Consider the following 16,388-nt stretch of genomic DNA (forward strand, 5'->3'; position numbering starts at 1 on the left):
CTAATGTTTTAGTACAACAACGACCTTGGGAGGAGACCCCATGCGATTACTTCGAATCGCCACGTTCGCCTTGCTGGCGGGCGCGGCTGGCAATGCCGCCGTGGCAGCCGATACCTTTCCCACCCACACCATCACCATCATCGTGCCGGCCTCGCCCGGCGGCGCCATCGATATCGTCGCGCGGCTCATCAGCCAGAAAATGACGGTCTCCATGGGCCAGTCCGTGGTGGTCCAGAACAAGCCCGGCGCGACCGGCACCATAGGCGAGGACTACGTCGCCAAGAGCGCGCCCGATGGCTATACGCTGGTCCTGGCCGCCAGCTCGCACGCCATCAACCCCACCATGTTCAAGCTGCCGTACGACACGGTGAAAAGCTTCGAACCCGTGGCGTTGACGCACTCCGTGCCCCTGATGCTGGTCGTCACGCCCAGCCTGCCGGTGAAGTCGGTGAAAGAGCTGATCGCCTATGGCAAGGCGCATCCGCACGAACTTACCTTCGCGTCCAGCGGTCCCGGCGGCGCGCCGCATTTCTCCGGCGAGCTGTTCAAAAGCATGACCGGCATCGACATGGTCCACGTGCCGTACAAGGGCAGCACCGCCGCCCACCCCGACCTGACCAGCGGCCGCGTCTCCATGATGTTCGATACGCTGGCGGCGCTGCATGCGCCGGTATCCGGCAAGCTGGTGCGTCCGCTGGCCGTCACCACGGCCAAGCGCGCGCCCGCCTACCCGGACATTCCGACCATGGCGGAAGCCGGCCTGCCGGGTTATGACACCAGCACCTGGGGCGGCGTGCTCGCCCCCGCCGGCACGCCGGCGGCCGTCGTCAACAAGCTGAATGCCGAGATCAACAAGGCCCTTTCCGATCCGGAGGTGCGCAAAACACTGCAGCAGGCCAGCATCGATCCGGTCACCGAATCGCCGCAGTACTTCGCCAAATTCATCGATACCGAGATGGTGAAGTGGGCCAAGGTGGCCAAGGACGCCAACATTCACCCGGAATGACGGACATCAGGAAAAGTGCACGCCGATGGCGCCCAGCGGGCCGTAGTCGGCGTGCAGCGTATCGCCCGCCTTTACCGGCACGGTGCGCGTGAACGAGCCGGCCAGCACGATGTGGCCCGCTTCCAGCCCCGTGTCGTGCGGCGCCAGTTTGTTGGCCAGCCAGGCGATGCCCAGCGCGGGGTGGCCCAGCACGGCGGCCGACACGCCGGATTCTTCGATAACACCATTCTTCGACAGGATCGCGCCTACCCAGCGCAGGTCGATGTCCATGGGCCGCACCGGGCGGCCGCCCAGCACGATGCCCGCGCAGGCGGCGTTGTCGGCGATGTTGTCGACGATGGTGCGCGGGTACTTGCTGCGGCCATCGATGATCTCCAGCGCCGGCACCACGTAATCCGTGGCGTCCAGCACGTCGAACAGGGTGACGTCGGGGCCGCGCAACGGCTTGCCGAGCACGAAAGCCAGCTCCACCTCGACGCGCGGCACGATGAGCGTCGCCGTGGATATGGTCTGGCCGTCCTGGAAGAACATGCTGTCCAGCAGATGCCCGTAATCCGGCTCGTCGATGCCGACGGTGCTTTGCATGGCCTTGGAGGTCAGGCCGATCTTGTGGCCGCGCAAACGCGCGCCCTGGGCGATCTTCCGGTCGATGATGCGCTTCTGAATGGCATAGGAATCGGCGATTTCCATGCCGGGGAATGTCTGGGCAAGTTGCGTGACGGGCTGGCCGGTGCGCTCGGCCTCCAGCAGCAGCGCGGCGGCGCGATCGCGATCCTGGTCGTCCAGCATGGCTATTTACTCTTGAAGAAGGGTCAGGCGGCCGGGTCGTCGGCCACCGCATTGGACAGGACGCCTATGCCGGGAACTTCCACTTCCACCACGTCGCCGGGCTTCAGGAAGCGCGGCGGATCGAAGCGCACGCCCGCTCCCACCGGGGTGCCAGTGACGATCACATCGCCCGGTTCCAGCGTGGTCCAGATGGAGATGTAGCGGATCAGCTCGGCGAAGGGGAACATCAGGTTCGCCGTCGTATCGTGCTGTCGCTGTTCGCCGTTCACGCGCGTCGTAACGGTCAGCGGCTCGCGCGGATCGAAGGCGTCGGCGGTGACCATCCATGGGCCCATGGAGCCGCTCGCGTCGAAATTCTTGCCTTGCGTCACGTTGAACTTGCCGTGCCGCAGCCAGTCGCGCACCGTGCCTTCGTTGGCGCAGGTCAGCCCCGCCACGTGCGACCAGGCATCGGCGGCGGCGATGCGCCGGCCACGCTTGCCGATGATCAAGGCGATCTCGCCTTCGTAGTCGAGCTGTTCCGATTCCGGCGGCCGCAGCAAGGGCTGGCCGTGACCGACGAAGGAGCCGGGGAAACGCGGAAACACGCTGGGATAGGCCGGCGGCGCGCTGCCGTCCTTGTATTCCTCGTTGCGATTCCCGTAGTTCACGCCGACGCAGATGATTTTTTCCGGGCCGGGAATGGGCGGGAGCAGGCGCACGTCCGCCAGCTTCAGGCTGGCGGGCAGCGTTTGCGCGCGGCGGGCCAGGTGCGGCAGGGCCTGCGCCGCCAGCGCGGCGCGCAGGTCCGCATGGCCTTGCCCGCCCAGGTCGACGATGTCGTCCTCGCCGCGCAGCAGGCCGAAACTGGCCCGCCCTTGATGTTCGAAGGAAAGCAGCTTCATCGATCGAATCCGAAAAGGCGGGCAGGGTTGTCGACCATGATCTTTTGCAGCATCGCCGCGTCGCCCGCATAGCGCGCCAGCTGGTCCACCAATCGACCTTCGTCCGGCGTGGCCTTCACGGAGACCGGATGCGGCCAATCGCTGCCCCAGACCACCCGATCCGGATTGGCCTCGATCAAGGCGCGCGCCAGCGGCACCACGTCGTCCCAGGGTTCACCGGTCTTCGACAGTTTTTCCGTCAAGGACAGCATGACCCAGAAATTGCCGCGCTTGAGCAACTCCACCAGCTTGCGCCGGCTGGGATCCTGCGCGCCGGCGGCCGGGTCGGCGCGACCCATATGATCGATCAGCACGGGGATATCCAGGTCCTCGAACTGCGCCACCTGCGCCATGATGCCGTCAGGCTCCGGCTGGAATTTCGCATACCAACCCAGTTCGCGCAGCCGCGCGATGGAGCGCTGGAACACGGCCGGCTCCATGCTGATGCCCAGGCCTTGCCGCGTGTAGCGCGCGCCGCGCACGCCGGCATCGTGCAGTTTGGCGATGTAGGCATCGTCGCGCCCCGCCAGCACGGCGGCATTGGCGCAGCCGCGATAATTCGGCCCCGCGGCGGCCAGGCCGTCCAGCACGACCTGATGATCGGCGCCGTAGGTCGTCGCCTGCACGATGACGCCGCGCTCGATGCCCAGCAGGCGGTGCAGCCGCAAGGCGGTTTCGATCGTGGCGCTGGGCATCTCGTAGGCCGCGCCGGGGCGCACGGGATAGCGGTCCGCCGGCCCGAACACATGGAACTGGCTGTCGCAGGCGCCGGCGGGAAGGCGCGTGCGCGGTGCGCTCGGATTGGGATGGAAGGATTGATACTGCGTCATGCCACGCCCTCCTCGACCAGCACCGCGACGAAGTCGCATTCGATCAGCTTGTCGCCATCCAGATCGGCCTGCATCGTGTGGCGCGCCGGGCGGTCTTCCGGATTGGGGAAGGCGCGCAGCCAGACGGCATTGAGCGCCGCGCGCTGCGAGCGGTCACGCATCCACACCGTCATCTTGACGATGGAGGCCAGCGAACCGCCGCCCGCTTCGACGATGCGGCGCACGTGGTCGAACATCAGTTCGCACTGCCGCTCCAGGGTGTCGCCATACTTGCCCGTGGCGGGATCGGTGCCCTGGATGCTGCCCGAATAAAGCATGCTGCCCACGCGGCAGGCCGCCGGGATGGGGTTCTTGTGGCTGAAGCCTTCGGCATAGATGCTGCGTCTGCTCATGGCGATGTTCCTCAGTTGGCGGTGATGCCGGCGCGTTCGATGATCGGCGTCCAGCGCGCGTCCTCGGCGGCGAGATAGCGGCTGAATTCTTCCGGCGTGCTGCCGCGCGCCTCAGCGCCCATATCGTCGAAGCGCTTGATGATGTCCGGCTGCTTGAGAATGCCCGCCAGCGCCTGGCTCAGCCGCGCAAGAACCTCCGGCGGCGTTCCCTTGGGCGCGAGCAGGCCGGTGAAGGTCGCTGCCTCCATGCCCTGCACGCCGGCTTCGGCGAAGGTCGGCACGTCGGGCAGCGAGGGCACGCGCTTGGCCGTGGTCACCGCCAGCGCGCGCAGCCGGCCATCCTTGATGAAGGGCGAGGCCACCGATATCTGGTCGAACTGGAAGTCCACCTGGCCGCCGAGCAAGTCGGTGTTGGCGGGCGCGTTGCCCTTGTACTGCGCGGTGGTCCAGCGCGCGCCGGTCACGCTCTGCAGCAGCTCGCTGACCAGGTGATTGGTGGTACCGGCGCCGGGCGAGGCCATGGTCAGCTTGCCCGGCTCCTTCTTGGCCAGGACGATCAGTTCGCCTACCGTCTTGACCGGCAGCGAGGGTTTGACCTCAAGCACCAGCGGGGTAAAGGAGACCGAGCTGATGGGCGCGAAATCGCGATCCCATTTGTAGGCCTGGCGCTTGAAGATCAAGGGGCTGAACAGCAGCGGGCCATTGGCCGCCATGAACAGCGTATAGCCGTCGGGCTCGGCGCGCGCCACGGCTTCGCCGGCGATCATGCCGCCCGCGCCGGGCTTGTTTTCCACGATGATAGGCTGGCCCAGCGCGGCCTGCAGGCCCGGGCCGATCAATCTCGCGGCCACGTCGACGTTGCCGCCGGGCGGATAAGGAACGACGATGCGGACGGGCCGGTCGGGCCAGGCGGCATGGGCAAGCGTAGTCAGGCCGGCAAGCGCGAAGGCGGCGCAGGCCGGGGCCAGAAGGCGGCGGATCATGATGGTGTCTCCGGATTTGTCGTTGTGTCGATCTTGTCCAGGCACTCTAGAAACTTGCGCGCGCCCCGACAACGCCGAAGTCTGAAAAAAGTCCATATATCGGACTTTTATGCGCGAATACGGTTGGCGCACTTCTGCCCGTCCGCACGAAAGTCCCCAGAATAAGCGGCGACGCGGGTCACCCCTGCCCGCGCACCCTCATTGGATGGTTCAATAGTTGGACCTCCTGGCACCCGGATCCCCCATGCGTATCGACGCCCCCCAACTGACGCCCCAACAGACCTACAAGCTCCTGTCCGGCATCGTTGTGCCTCGCCCCATCGCCTGGATCAGCACGCTCGGGCCCCTGGGCAAGGTGAACCTGGCCCCTTTCAGCTGCTTCACCTTCGTGTCCAACGCGCCGCCGCTGCTGGGCATCAACATCGGCCGCAAGGCGGGGGAGCGCAAGGACACCGCGCGCAACATCCTGGCGCACCAGCACTTCGTCGTGAACATCGGCGACGAAACCCTGCTGGATGCCATGCACGACAGTGCCGAGGAGCATCCGCCGGAAGTCAGCGAGGCGGACCTGCTGGGATTGCGGACGTTGCCCGGTGCGGCGATCGATACGCCCCGCCTCGCGGACGTCCCTGTCAGCATGGAATGCCGCTTCCACAGCGTCACGCCCTACGGCGACACCGGCGCGGAGTTCTTCGTCGGTGAAGTGCTGGTCTTCCATATCCGCGATGGGCTGGCGCGCGACGGCAAGATAGACACCGAAGCACTGCGTCCGGTGTGCCGCATCGGCGGGCCGAACTACGCGTCTCTCGGCCCCATCGTCAGCAAGCGGGTGATCCGCCAGACGCCCAAGTCGGTGATGGGGGCCGATGCGCCGGACGCCTCCACGAAAGCGCCATGACCATGCCGTCCAGCGATGAAGCGCCCGCCGGCGCGCAGACCGTGCGCCGCGCCGTGGCGCTGCTGCGCCTGGTGGCCTGTGGGCAGGAGCGCGGCGTCCGCCTGATCGATCTGGTCCGCATGTCGGGCCTGAACCGGCCCACCGTGCACCGCCTGCTGAAGGCCTTGATGCAGGAGGGCGCGGTCGAGCAGGACCCGGAGACGCGCCGCTATCTGATCGGCCCGGAAGTCACGTTGCTCGGACTGGCAAGGACGCGCCGCTTCCCGCTCCTGACGCTGGCCGATCCCTATCTGATGGAATTGGCCCAGCAGGTGGGCGACACGGTGTTCCTGAGCATTCGCCACGGCCACGACTCCATCTGCATCGGCCGGCGCACCGGACACCATCCCATCCAGGTGCTATCGATCGAGGTCGGCGTACGGCGGCCGCTGGGGGTGGGCGTGTCGGGCGTCGCGCTGCTGGCCAGCCTGCCGCAAAAGGAAAGCGATGCATTGGTCGCCGACAATGCCGCGCGGCTCGCGGTACTGGGCGAAAAGCCACAGGACGTCGTGGCACGCGTCGCCGTCGCGCGCGCGACCGGCATCGCCCATGCCCCGGCCGGTTTGATGCCGGGCACCAGCGCGGTCGCTGTCCCGGTGCCGGGTCCCCACGGCAAAGCGCTCGGCGCCGTCACGGTCACCGCGATGGCCAACCGCTTGATGCCGGATCGCTACGGCGAGGTTGTGCGGCACATGCGCCAGGCTGCCGAGGCCATTGCACGCCGGTACCAGGAGCGATACGAGCCGTGACATGCTCGTATAGGGCCGTTACATCTCGGTGCAGCCGGTGTGCGCCGAACACCCATTTGGAGGCGCACCATGCATCCTTGATTTATGACTTGTCATAAACGTACACGGCCAGGTGGAGGAGAGATAGAGATGAGTTTCGATGGATTCGATTCGGCACAGGTCGCGCGCTTCCAGCGCAAGGTCACCTTGCTGTCGGCGGGCGGGACATTCCTGGATGGCTTCGATCTGACCATCGTGGCGGTGGCGCTGCCGTTGATCAAGCAGCAATGGAACGTGCAGGCCGGCGCGCAAAGCCTGCTGGTGTCGTCCGCCATCATCGGCTCCTTCGTCGGCGCCCTCCTGCTGGGACGGTTGACCGACCGCTACGGCCGCAAGGCCATGTATGTGGTGGACCTGCTGGCCTTCGTCATTTTCGCCGCCTTGACCGCGCTGTCCCAGGATATCTGGCAGCTGATCGCCTTCCGCTTTCTGCTGGGCGTGGGCATCGGCGCGGACTATCCGATCTCGGCCACGCTGGTCACCGAATTCAGTTCCCGCCACCGGCGCGGCCAGCACGGTACCTTCCTGGCGGCGATGTGGTTCGTGGGCGCGGTGGCGGCCTATCTGGTGGGGCTGGCCTGCCTGCCCGCCGGCCCCGCGGCATGGCGCTATATGTTCATGGTCGGCGCGGTGTTCGCATTGATCATCTTCTTCTTCCGCATCACCCTGCCGGAATCGCCGCGCTGGCTGCAGTCGCGCGGACGCATCGAAGAAGCGCAGGCCATCATGCTGAAGGTCACCGGCCAGCCCGTCGTATTGGCCGCCGATACGGGACGCAAGGTCGGATTGGCGCAGCTGTTCAGCCCCGCGCTGGCGCGGCGCACCCTGTTCGTATTCGGCTTCTGGTTTTGCTACGCCACCGCCTACTACGGCATCGCCATGTACACGCCCACGCTGATTTCGCCGTTCGCCCACGGTTCGCACGCGGCCACCCTGGTCGGCTCCGGCATCGTCGCGCTGCTGGGCGTGGTGGGCGCCTTCATCGGCATGAAACTCGTGGATGGCTGGGGACGCCGGCCACTGCTGATCACGTCCTTCACCGGACTGACGGCGGCGCTGGTGGTACTGGCGATGAACAGCAATCCAAGCTTCGGTTTCCTGGTGGTGCTGTTCAGCTGCGCCGTGCTGTTCGCCAACTCGGGCGGGGGCATCCTGAACTTCGTCTATCCGACCGAGCTATTCCCCACCGACATTCGCGCGGGCGCGTCCGGCATGGCGACCGCCGTCAGCCGTATCGGCTCCATCCTGGGCGTGCTGGTGTTTCCCAACTTCGTTGCCTGGTGGGGCAACAGCGCCGCGCTGTGGTTCTTCTCGGCGATCGGCGCGCTGGGTCTTATCATTTCCGTTGTACTGGCGCCGGAAACCAAGGGCACCAGTCTCGAGGAACTGAACCAGGCAAGAGCTTGACCATGGCCATGACCACGCTGATCGCCCAACTGTCGGATCCGCACATCCGCGAACCCGGACGCCTGGCCTATGGCCGCATCGACACGGCGCCCTATCTGCGGCGCGCCGCGCGGGCGGTGATGGCGCTGAAGCAACGCCCCGATGCGGTGATCCTGACCGGAGACCTGACGGACTTCGGCCGGGCGGAGGAATACGCGCACCTGGCCGATCTGCTGCGCGACCTGGATATGCCGGTGTATCTGCTGCCCGGCAACCACGATGACCGCGATCAATTGCGGCGCAGTTTTCCCGCGCACGGCTATCTGGGAACCGACGGGCCGGTGCATTACGCCGTCAAGATCGGCGGCCTGCGGGTGATCGCCCTGGATACCAGCGTGCCGGGGCAAAGCCACGGGGCCATCGGGCGGGACCAGCTCGATTGGCTGGAGGCCACCTTGTCCGCCCACGCCGGCGAACCGGCGATCGTGGCGCTTCATCACCCGCCCTTCGAAACCTTCATCGGCCACATGGACCGGATCGGCCTGCTGGAAGGCAGTGCCGCGCTCGAAGCCGTGATCGCGCGGCATCCCGATGTGGAGCGCGTGATCTGCGGCCATGACCATCGCGCCATCGAAAAGCGCTTCGGCGGCACGATCGCCACCGTATGCCCCAGCCCGGCGCACCAGGTATGCCTGGATCTATCGCCGGAAGCGCCGTCGGCGTGGGTGCTGGAGCCGCCGGCCTTCAGGCTGTATGCCCTGGGCCAGGATGGCCGCGTCGTCAGTCATCTGGCGCCCATCGGCGATTTCGACGGCCCGCATCCCTTCCATGAAAGCGGCAAACTGATCGATTGACGCGGCCTCGGCCGCGCGCCCGGACGTCGGCGGACAGCAATCGACGCTAACGCGCCGGGCGGCGCCGGGACACCGCCGCCTGCCGCAGACCCTGCATCAGCTGCATGGCGACGGTCGTCGGCGCGACGTCACGCATCGCGATGATGCCGACTCCCGGCAGATCCAGCTCCACGGCGAGCCGCAGCACCGCCAATGCGCCGGCTTGTTCGAACTCCCGCGCGGCGCTTTGCGCCATGAAGCCCACCGCCCCACGCCGGCGCACGAACACCGAGATCGCGTGATAGGACCATGACTCGATGATGTCCTCGGGCGGTTGAACGCCATAGCGATGGAACTGCTGTTCCAGCTTGACTCGCAGCGAGGCCCACGGCGGCGGCATCACGCAAGGCATCGCGGCGATCTGCGCCCACTTGGGTGCGCGGCGGCGCGCCAGCGGGTGCCCCGCCGCCACCACGGCGACCATGGGTTCCGCGTATAGGACTTCGGTCGTCAGATCGGGCGAGGCGTAGCCCGGTTCCAGGCGTCCGACGAACAGGTCGATTTCGCCGAGCCGCAGCTTGGGGAGCAGGTTCGTCAGGTCGCCGGTTTCGACCAATACGGTGGCGCGCGGGCTGCGCTGCTTCAGCATGTCCACGGCATCGGCCAGCAGGGGCGACAAGGCGACGCCCATGGCGCCCACACGCACACGTCCCGCCGCGCCGCTTTCCACAGCGCCGATTTCGTCGCGCGTACGCTCGTATTGAGCCAGGGCCGAGCGCGCGAAGCGCACCATGGCGGCGCCGGCCGGCGTCGGCTCGGTACCGCGCGTCGATCGCAGGAACAGGCTTTGGCCCAGCATGGATTCGATTTCGCCCAGCATGCGCGAGACGGCCGGCTGGCTGACCGCCAGGAACTCCGCTGTGTGTCCCAGGTGGCGGAACTGGTCCAGTACGACCAGCAGTTGGAGATGCCGTAGCTTGATATTGCTGCGCAGAACACGGTCGAGTTGGGCCATGGCGGCCAGTCTACATAACGTCGAGGTTATGTAGCAATGCCGATTTTTGATTAGGCGGTTAAGTAAGCCGTGGGCACAATCGGCAGCGGATACGGTCGCCAGAACCGAACCGCCACCATAAGCGAGGAGACGATGAAAAAAGACACTGCAATCCAGCCGCTGCGGCGGACAATGCTGAAGGGCGGCGCCGCCATGGCAGGCTTGGCCTTGCTGCCGCGCGCCGGCCATGCCGCGGCATTCCCCGATAGGCCCATCACCTTCATCTGTCCATGGGCGGTGGGCGGGACGGCCGATCAATCCATGCGCGTGCTGTGCCAGGCCGCCGCCAAAGCGCTGGGCCAGACTATCGTGGTGGAAAACCGGGCGGGCGCATCCGGCATGATAGGCGCGAAGGCGCTGGCCAGCGCCAGGCCGGACGGCTATACCATCGGTCAGATACCCATTTCGGTGACGCGTTTCGCGCAGCTCGGCATGCTGGCGGCCGACCCCCGCACGGATTTCACCTATATCGCACGAACATCCGGCCAGACCTTCGGCATTGTCGTCAAGGCTGATTCGCGCTTCAAAACCTTGCCCGACATGGTGCGGTACGCCAAGGCCCATCCCGGGGCGGTCACCTACGGCCATGCGGGTGTGGGCGGCGCGACGCATGTCGGCATGGAGCAGTTCGCCATGGCGGCCGGCATCCAGCTGAACGCCATCGCCTACAAGGGCGGCGCGCCGGCGCTGCAGGATCTGCTCGGCGGCCAGATCGACATGCTGGCCGATTCCAGTTCCTGGGCGCCACAGGTGGAAGCCGGCAATCTGCGCCTGCTGGCCACCTGGGGCGCGCAGCGCCCGCCCCGCTTTACCGATAGCCCGACGCTCAAGGACCTGGGCTATGACGTTGTCGTCGATGCGCCCAACGGCGTGGGCGCGCCGAAAGGCCTGGACCCGTCCGTCGAACAGGTCCTGCGCGATGCCTTCCGCAAGGCCGTCGCCAGCGCCGAATTCAGGCAAATCACCGACAAGCTGGACGCGCCGGTCATGTACCTGGATGGGCCCGACTACCAGCGCTACGTCGCCCAGGTCTACGCCCAGGAAACCCAACTGATCGATCGCCTGCGCCTCAAGGCAATGCTGCAACAGAGTTGAACCGATGCCCTCTCCGCTTATCCGCCTGCATCCTGACGATAACGTGCTGATCGCTCGCGATGGACTGACCTTGGGACAATCCATCCACGAGCTCGGCCTGCGAATACGCGCCCAGGTGCCGGCCGGCCACAAAATCGCCGCGCGACGCATCGTTCGCGGCGAAGCCGTGCGCAAGTACGACGTCGTCATCGGCGTGGCGGGCCGCGACATCGAGGCCGGCGAGCACGTGCATACGCATAACGTCGAGCTGGCGGACTTCCATCGCGATCCGGCGTTCTGCCAGGACGCCGTGCCGGTGATCCCCGTCCCGGCGGCGCGCCAGGCCAGATTCATGGGCTATGTGCGACCGGATGGGCGCGTCGGCACGCGCAACTTCATCGGCATACTGTCGTCCGTGAACTGTTCGGCGACAGTCATCAAATCCATCGCCGCGCACTTCGACGCCGGCCGCCTGGCCCCCTATCCCAATGTCGACGGCGTGGCGGCCTTCGCCCATACCAGTGGCTGCGGCATGTCTTCACCCAGCGAGCATTTCGACGTATTGCGGCGCACCCTGGCGGGCTATGCGCGGCATCCCAACCTGGCCGGCGTCCTTATCGTCGGCCTGGGTTGCGAACGCAACCAGGTCGATGCGCTGGTCGATACGCAAGGCCTGGCGAACGATCCCCGCGTGCGTACCTTGGTCATGCAGGATAGCGGCGGCACGCGCGCCACCATCGCCGCCGGTATCGAAGCCATCCGCGCCATGTTGCCCGTCGCGAACGAATGCCGGCGCAGCGCGGTCCCGGCGCAGCATCTGAAGATCGGTCTGGAATGCGGGGGCTCGGACGGTTTTTCCGGCATCACGGCGAATCCGGCGCTCGGGGCCGCCATGGATATCCTGGTGCGGCATGGCGGCACGGCCATTCTTTCCGAAACACCGGAAATCCATGGGGTGGAATATCTGCTGACCCGACGCGCCGCCAGCCGCGAAGTCGGCGAAAAGCTGCTGGCGCGCCTGGCCTGGTGGGAACGCTACACCGCCGGCCAGAACGCGCAGTTCAACGGCAAGGTGGGCCACGGCAACCAGCAGGGCGGCCTGGCGAATATCTTCGAAAAGTCGCTGGGCTCCGCCATGAAGGGCGGCAGCACGCCCTTGCAGGCCGTCTACGAATATGCGGAACCGATAGACCAGCCCGGCCTGGTCTTCATGGATTCGCCCGGCTATGACCCGGTGGCGGTCACCGGACAGATCGCCAGCGGCGCGAACCTGATCTGCTTCACCACCGGCCGCGGCTCGATGTTCGGCTCCAAGCCGGCGCCGACGCTGAAGCTGGCGAGCAATACACCCATGTACCGTCGCCTGGAGGAAGACATGGACATCGATTGCGGACCCGTGCTGGACGGCGAGCTTACCGTCGCGGAAATGGGGCAGCGCATCTTCGAGCACATCCTGCGGGCGGCGTCCGGCCATCGCACCAAGAGCGAATTGCTGGGCCTGGGCGATCACGAGTTCGTCCCCTGGCACCTGGGCATCGTCAGCTGAATCCTCGCGCCGTACCGCCGGCGGCCGCCGGCACGCGGCGTTTCTCCACCACCCATCCCGGAAACACATCCATGCCTGCCCTGAATCCCTTCAAATCCGCGCTGGCGTCCGGCACGCCGCGCATCGGCCTGTGGTTGTCCATGGCCGATTCCTACCTGGCCGAAGTAGCGGCGACCGCCGGTTTCCATTGGCTGCTGATCGACGGCGAACACGCGCCCACCGACCTGCGCGGCACCTTGCAGTCGCTGCAGGCCGTGGCCGCCTATCCGTCCCATCCGGTCGTGCGCGTGGTCGACGGCGATCCGTCGCGCATCAAGCGCATGCTGGACATCGGCGCGCGCACGCTCCTGGTCCCCATGGTGGACACCGCGGAACAGGCGCGCGCCCTGGTGGCGGCGACGCGCTATCCGCCACGCGGCATCCGCGGCGTGGGCAGCGCCGTCGGGCGCGCCTCGCAATGGAGCCTGCGCGACGACTACCTGGCCGTGGCCGACGAGGAAATATGCCTGCTGGTACAGGCCGAAACCGTGACGGCCCTGCGTAACCTGCCCGCGCTGTGCGACGTCGATGGCGTGGACGGCATATTCATCGGGCCGGCGGATCTGGCCGCCTCCATGGGGCATCGGGGCAATTCCGGCCACCCCGATGTACAGGCGGCGATCGAAGCGGCTATCCGCGCCATCGTCGCGAGCGGCAAGGCAGCGGGCACATTGACGTCCGACCCGGCATTGGCGCGGCGCTACCTGCAACTGGGCTGCACCTTCGTGGCGACCGGCGTGGACATCCTGCTGTTCGCCGGTGCGGCGCGCGAGCTGGCGCGCGACTTCGATTGCTGACGCCGCCTGCCGCGCCGATGCTTGACGCGACGGCCGCGCCGACGCGGAGACCGCCCGGCGCTACTCGAACTGAAAGCCGGCCTGCCTGGCGATGGGCGCCCAGAAGTCGCGCTCCTTGCGTACGCGGTTCGCCAGCTGCGCGTGATCCATGGGCTTCACGATAAGGCCGTTTTCCTGCAGGCGCTTCACCAGGCCAGGATCCCGCGCGGCCTGCAGGAATACGCGCTCCAGCGCCGCCGCGGTCTTGTCGGGCAGGCCGGCGGGCGCGAAGATCGCATAGAAACTGGTGGCCGCTTCGAACTGCGGGTAGCCCTGCTCCTTGATGGTCGGCACATCAGGCAGCGAGGCCAGGCGATTCGATCCGCTCAGCCCCAGGAACTTGATCTTGCCGCCCTGATAAAGCGGCATCATGCTGGCCGCCGCGTCCCAGCCCATCGACACGCGATCGCTGGCCACGTCCACCAGCATGGGCGATGCGCCCTTGTAGACGACCGGCGCGAAATCCACGCCTATCGATTTACCCAGCGCGATCGTACCCAGCTGGCCCGAACTGCCCTGGGCCGCGAGCCCGACCGTGGCGTTCGCGGGATGCTGCTTGGCCCACGCCACATACTCCTTCATATTGCTGTACGGCTGGCCGACACCGGTCACGATGGCGGTGGGGATGTCCACCAGCAACGCAATGGGCCGGAAATCCTTGTCGCCGTCATAGCCCAGGTTCTTGTAGGTATGCGGGTAGATGGTGAAGGCGGGCGACGTGGCCAGCAGCAGCGTCAGGCCGTCGGGCGCGGCGCGCTGCACATAGCTGTTGGCGATGCGCGTCGAAGCACCGGGCCGGTTGTCGACGATGACTTCCTTGACGCCTTCCTTGGACAACTGCTCGGCGAACGTGCGCGCCGTCAGGTCGGCCGCGCCGCCGGGGGCGAACCCCACCACGATCTTGATGAGACCATTGGGCAAACCATCGGGCAGGCCGGCGGGTTGCGTGCCCTGGGCACCGGCGGACGCCACGGCCATCGACCATCCCAGCACCATCAGCGCGGTGGCACGCAGGAAGCGTGCGGGCTTGGCATGAATGGCTGCAAACTCCTTCGTCATTACTTCCGCCTCATGTATGGCCCGCCAACGGCCGGGCTGCGTTCCGGATTTTCTGGGATACTAAGCGCGCCGCGCTTGTATCTGCATCGGTACTTACCCATGCGGGCGCGCATCCAGGGGAAAAATATGAGCGACTTGAGCTACGCGTCGGCGGTCGAGCTGGGCAAACTGATCAAGGAAAAGGCCGTCTCGCCGGTGGAGGTCGTCCGTGCGACGCTGGAGCGGGCGGAGCGCCTGCAGCCCTCGCTGAACTGCTTCATCACGCTGTGCGGCGACGCGGCCATGGATGCGGCGAAGGCCGCCGAAAGCGAGATCATGGCGGGCCGCTATCGTGGCCCCTTGCACGGCATCCCCTATGCGGCAAAGGACCTGGTGGACACGGCCGGCGTGCGTACCACCTACGGCACGCTGGCCTACAAGGACCACGTGCCGCAACGGGACGCCGTGGCCGTCGCGCGGCTGAAGCAGGCGGGCGCCATCCTGTTCGGCAAGACCACCACGCCGGAATTCGGCAGCCAATCCATTACGCGATCGCCGCTGTTCGGCGACACGCGCAACGCATGGAGCGCGGAACATTCCAGCGGCGGATCCAGCGGCGGCGCCGCCGTCGCGGTGGCGACAGGCATCGGTGCCATCGGCATCGCCACGGACGGCGGCGGATCCACCCGCATTCCCGCGTCGGTGAACGGCGTGGTCGGGCTCAAGCAGGGCCTGGGCGTGATCCCGCACAGCCAGGCACAGGACAGCTACGGCAACCAGACCTATGTGACGCCCATTTCGCGCACCGTGATGGACACCATCGTCATGCTGGAAGCCATGGCCGGCGCGGATGGCTGCGATCCCTGGTCCATGGCGCGCGGCAGCGCCGCCGTCATGGACGACACGACCGCGCCCACGCTGCGCGGCTGCCGCATCAAGTATTGCCTGGCGCCGCGCGGCAAGCTGGTGGAAGCTTCCGTAGAGCAGGCTTTCTCCGCCGCCCTGAAAATCATGGCGGATGCCGGCGCGCAGTTGCAAGCCTTCGACGCGGGCGAGGAATTCGACGTCGAACCCATCTGGCGCACCGTCAATCACACGGTATGGCGCAGCCGCTTCGGCAAGCTGGTCCAGGAACGTCCGGCGGATTTCAGCGCGACCTTCATCCGCCAGATCGAATCCGCCCAGTCATACACGGCCGGGGATTACCAGGAGGCCATGTTCGCCCGCACGCGCCTGTTCCGCCATGTCGAAAGCCTGCTGGCCGACGCGGATATGCTCGTGACGCCGACGCTGCTGCGGCCGGCGCTGCCGCTGCGGCAGGATTTGTTCGAGCCCTTCGAGATCGCCGGCCGCCGCATCGAAGGCATACGCAGCAACTGGTTCCCGTGGACGATGCCTTTCAACATGACGGGCAATCCCGCCATCAGCCTGCCCAATGGATTCGATCCCGCCGGGCTGCCGATCGGCATCCAGTTCATCGGATCGCTGGGCCAGGACGGTGAGCTGCTGCGACGCGCCCTGGCCTTCGAAGCATTGACGCCGCGGCACTACGGCCGGCCGATCGCATGACCGCCCGGCCGTAGTNCCGCGGCCAGCGATTACTTGAACTGCGCGCCGGGATCGTCCTGCCCGCCGCCGTATACGCTGCTGCCGTAGCCGCCCTGCACGTCTATCTTCACCGACGACGGATCGACCTGCGACTGGTCGCCCTTGTAGTGCATCACCATGGCCGGCATCAGCATGACCATCGCCACCATCAGCAGCTGGATCACGATGAAAGGCACCGAGCCCCAGTAGATTTGCCCGGTGGTGACCGGCGCGATGGTGCGGCCGGTGACCTTGTCGCGGTACGGGTCCTTGGGCGCGACCGAGCGCAGGTAGAACAGCGCGAAGCCGAAAGGCGGATGCATGAACGAGGTCTGCATGTTCACCGC

17 protein-coding genes are annotated in these 16,388 nt (G+C 66.7%); 9 read left to right on the forward strand and 8 right to left on the reverse strand.

The genetic code is table 11. The features are described 5' to 3' along the window. The first annotated feature begins 40 nt into the window (after nt 1-40). The gene (locus ACNA0R_RS08555; protein WP_415825526.1) at nt 41-1,006 is read left to right on the forward strand and encodes a tripartite tricarboxylate transporter substrate binding protein; all 966 of its coding nucleotides are present in this window, start codon (nt 41-43) and stop codon (nt 1,004-1,006) included. A gap of 6 nt (nt 1,007-1,012) precedes the next feature. Here the strand turns inward: ACNA0R_RS08555 and hpaH are convergent, their stop codons facing one another. Genes hpaH through ACNA0R_RS08580 form a run of 5 tightly spaced genes read right to left on the reverse strand, consistent with a single transcriptional unit; the run spans nt 1,013 to nt 4,923 of the window. Continuing rightward, nucleotides 1,013-1,795, reverse strand: a complete 783-nt coding sequence (hpaH, locus tag ACNA0R_RS08560; protein ID WP_415825527.1) for a 2-oxo-hept-4-ene-1,7-dioate hydratase — start codon at nt 1,793-1,795, stop codon at nt 1,013-1,015. Nucleotides 1,796-1,818: 23 nt separating this feature from the next. After that, nucleotides 1,819-2,679, reverse strand: coding sequence for a fumarylacetoacetate hydrolase family protein (locus tag ACNA0R_RS08565; RefSeq protein ID WP_415825528.1), 861 nt, complete (start codon nt 2,677-2,679; stop codon nt 1,819-1,821). Beyond that, nucleotides 2,676-3,548: an amidohydrolase family protein gene (locus tag ACNA0R_RS08570; protein WP_415825529.1), complete on the reverse strand. Its 873-nt coding sequence runs from the start codon at nt 3,546-3,548 to the stop codon at nt 2,676-2,678. Before ACNA0R_RS08570 ends, ACNA0R_RS08565 begins: the two co-directional genes overlap by 4 nt. Continuing rightward, nucleotides 3,545-3,940, reverse strand: coding sequence for a RidA family protein (locus tag ACNA0R_RS08575; RefSeq protein ID WP_415825530.1), 396 nt, complete (start codon nt 3,938-3,940; stop codon nt 3,545-3,547). The genes ACNA0R_RS08570 and ACNA0R_RS08575 overlap by 4 nt, the downstream gene beginning before the upstream one ends. Before the next feature lie 11 nt (nt 3,941-3,951). Next, the gene (locus ACNA0R_RS08580; protein WP_415825531.1) at nt 3,952-4,923 is read right to left on the reverse strand and encodes a Bug family tripartite tricarboxylate transporter substrate binding protein; all 972 of its coding nucleotides are present in this window, start codon (nt 4,921-4,923) and stop codon (nt 3,952-3,954) included. A gap of 244 nt (nt 4,924-5,167) precedes the next feature. Here ACNA0R_RS08580 and ACNA0R_RS08585 point away from each other — a divergent pair, with 244 nt between their 5' ends. The 4 genes from ACNA0R_RS08585 to ACNA0R_RS08600 all read left to right on the forward strand — a co-directional run bounded on the left by ACNA0R_RS08585 (nt 5,168) and on the right by ACNA0R_RS08600 (nt 8,888). Next, nucleotides 5,168-5,821 (forward strand): flavin reductase family protein, encoded by a 654-nt coding sequence (locus ACNA0R_RS08585; protein ID WP_415825532.1) that lies wholly within the window; start codon nt 5,168-5,170, stop codon nt 5,819-5,821. Beyond that, nucleotides 5,818-6,609 carry an IclR family transcriptional regulator gene (locus ACNA0R_RS08590; RefSeq protein WP_415825533.1) on the forward strand — a complete coding sequence of 264 codons (792 nt, stop codon included), beginning with the start codon at nt 5,818-5,820 and terminating at the stop codon, nt 6,607-6,609. The genes ACNA0R_RS08585 and ACNA0R_RS08590 overlap by 4 nt, the downstream gene beginning before the upstream one ends. 129 nt (nt 6,610-6,738) lie before the next feature. Next, a complete protein-coding gene (locus ACNA0R_RS08595; RefSeq protein WP_415825534.1) occupies nt 6,739-8,055 on the forward strand; it encodes an MFS transporter in 1,317 nt (438 codons plus the stop codon). Nucleotides 8,056-8,063: 8 nt separating this feature from the next. Then, nucleotides 8,064-8,888 (forward strand): phosphodiesterase, encoded by an 825-nt coding sequence (locus ACNA0R_RS08600; RefSeq protein WP_415825567.1) that lies wholly within the window; start codon nt 8,064-8,066, stop codon nt 8,886-8,888. Between the two features lie 46 nt (nt 8,889-8,934). Here the strand turns inward: ACNA0R_RS08600 and ACNA0R_RS08605 are convergent, their stop codons facing one another. Continuing rightward, nucleotides 8,935-9,882, reverse strand: a complete 948-nt coding sequence (locus tag ACNA0R_RS08605; protein WP_415825535.1) for a LysR substrate-binding domain-containing protein — start codon at nt 9,880-9,882, stop codon at nt 8,935-8,937. A gap of 132 nt (nt 9,883-10,014) precedes the next feature. On the opposite strand from ACNA0R_RS08605, the gene ACNA0R_RS08610 reads away from it, so the two are divergent. The 3 genes from ACNA0R_RS08610 to ACNA0R_RS08620 all read left to right on the forward strand — a co-directional run bounded on the left by ACNA0R_RS08610 (nt 10,015) and on the right by ACNA0R_RS08620 (nt 13,377). Further along, nucleotides 10,015-11,016, forward strand: coding sequence for a Bug family tripartite tricarboxylate transporter substrate binding protein (locus tag ACNA0R_RS08610; protein ID WP_415825536.1), 1,002 nt, complete (start codon nt 10,015-10,017; stop codon nt 11,014-11,016). 4 nt (nt 11,017-11,020) lie between these two features. Beyond that, nucleotides 11,021-12,541, forward strand: coding sequence for a UxaA family hydrolase (locus tag ACNA0R_RS08615; protein WP_415825537.1), 1,521 nt, complete (start codon nt 11,021-11,023; stop codon nt 12,539-12,541). A gap of 71 nt (nt 12,542-12,612) precedes the next feature. Then, nucleotides 12,613-13,377 (forward strand): aldolase/citrate lyase family protein, encoded by a 765-nt coding sequence (locus ACNA0R_RS08620; RefSeq protein WP_415825538.1) that lies wholly within the window; start codon nt 12,613-12,615, stop codon nt 13,375-13,377. Between the two features lie 60 nt (nt 13,378-13,437). Here ACNA0R_RS08620 and ACNA0R_RS08625 read toward each other — a convergent pair whose 3' ends face one another. Continuing rightward, a complete protein-coding gene (locus ACNA0R_RS08625; RefSeq protein ID WP_415825539.1) occupies nt 13,438-14,475 on the reverse strand; it encodes a Bug family tripartite tricarboxylate transporter substrate binding protein in 1,038 nt (345 codons plus the stop codon). A 126-nt stretch (nt 14,476-14,601) separates the two neighbouring features. On the opposite strand from ACNA0R_RS08625, the gene ACNA0R_RS08630 reads away from it, so the two are divergent. Beyond that, nucleotides 14,602-16,023 (forward strand): amidase, encoded by a 1,422-nt coding sequence (locus tag ACNA0R_RS08630; protein ID WP_415825540.1) that lies wholly within the window; start codon nt 14,602-14,604, stop codon nt 16,021-16,023. Between the two features lie 29 nt (nt 16,024-16,052). Here ACNA0R_RS08630 and ACNA0R_RS08635 read toward each other — a convergent pair. Continuing rightward, a partial coding sequence (locus ACNA0R_RS08635; protein ID WP_415825541.1) for a TRAP transporter large permease subunit occupies nt 16,053-16,388 on the reverse strand: 336 nt, incomplete at its 5' end.

The organism is Bordetella sputigena, assembly GCF_965137885.1.
Classification (GTDB): domain Bacteria; phylum Pseudomonadota; class Gammaproteobacteria; order Burkholderiales; family Burkholderiaceae_B; genus Bordetella_C; species Bordetella_C sputigena.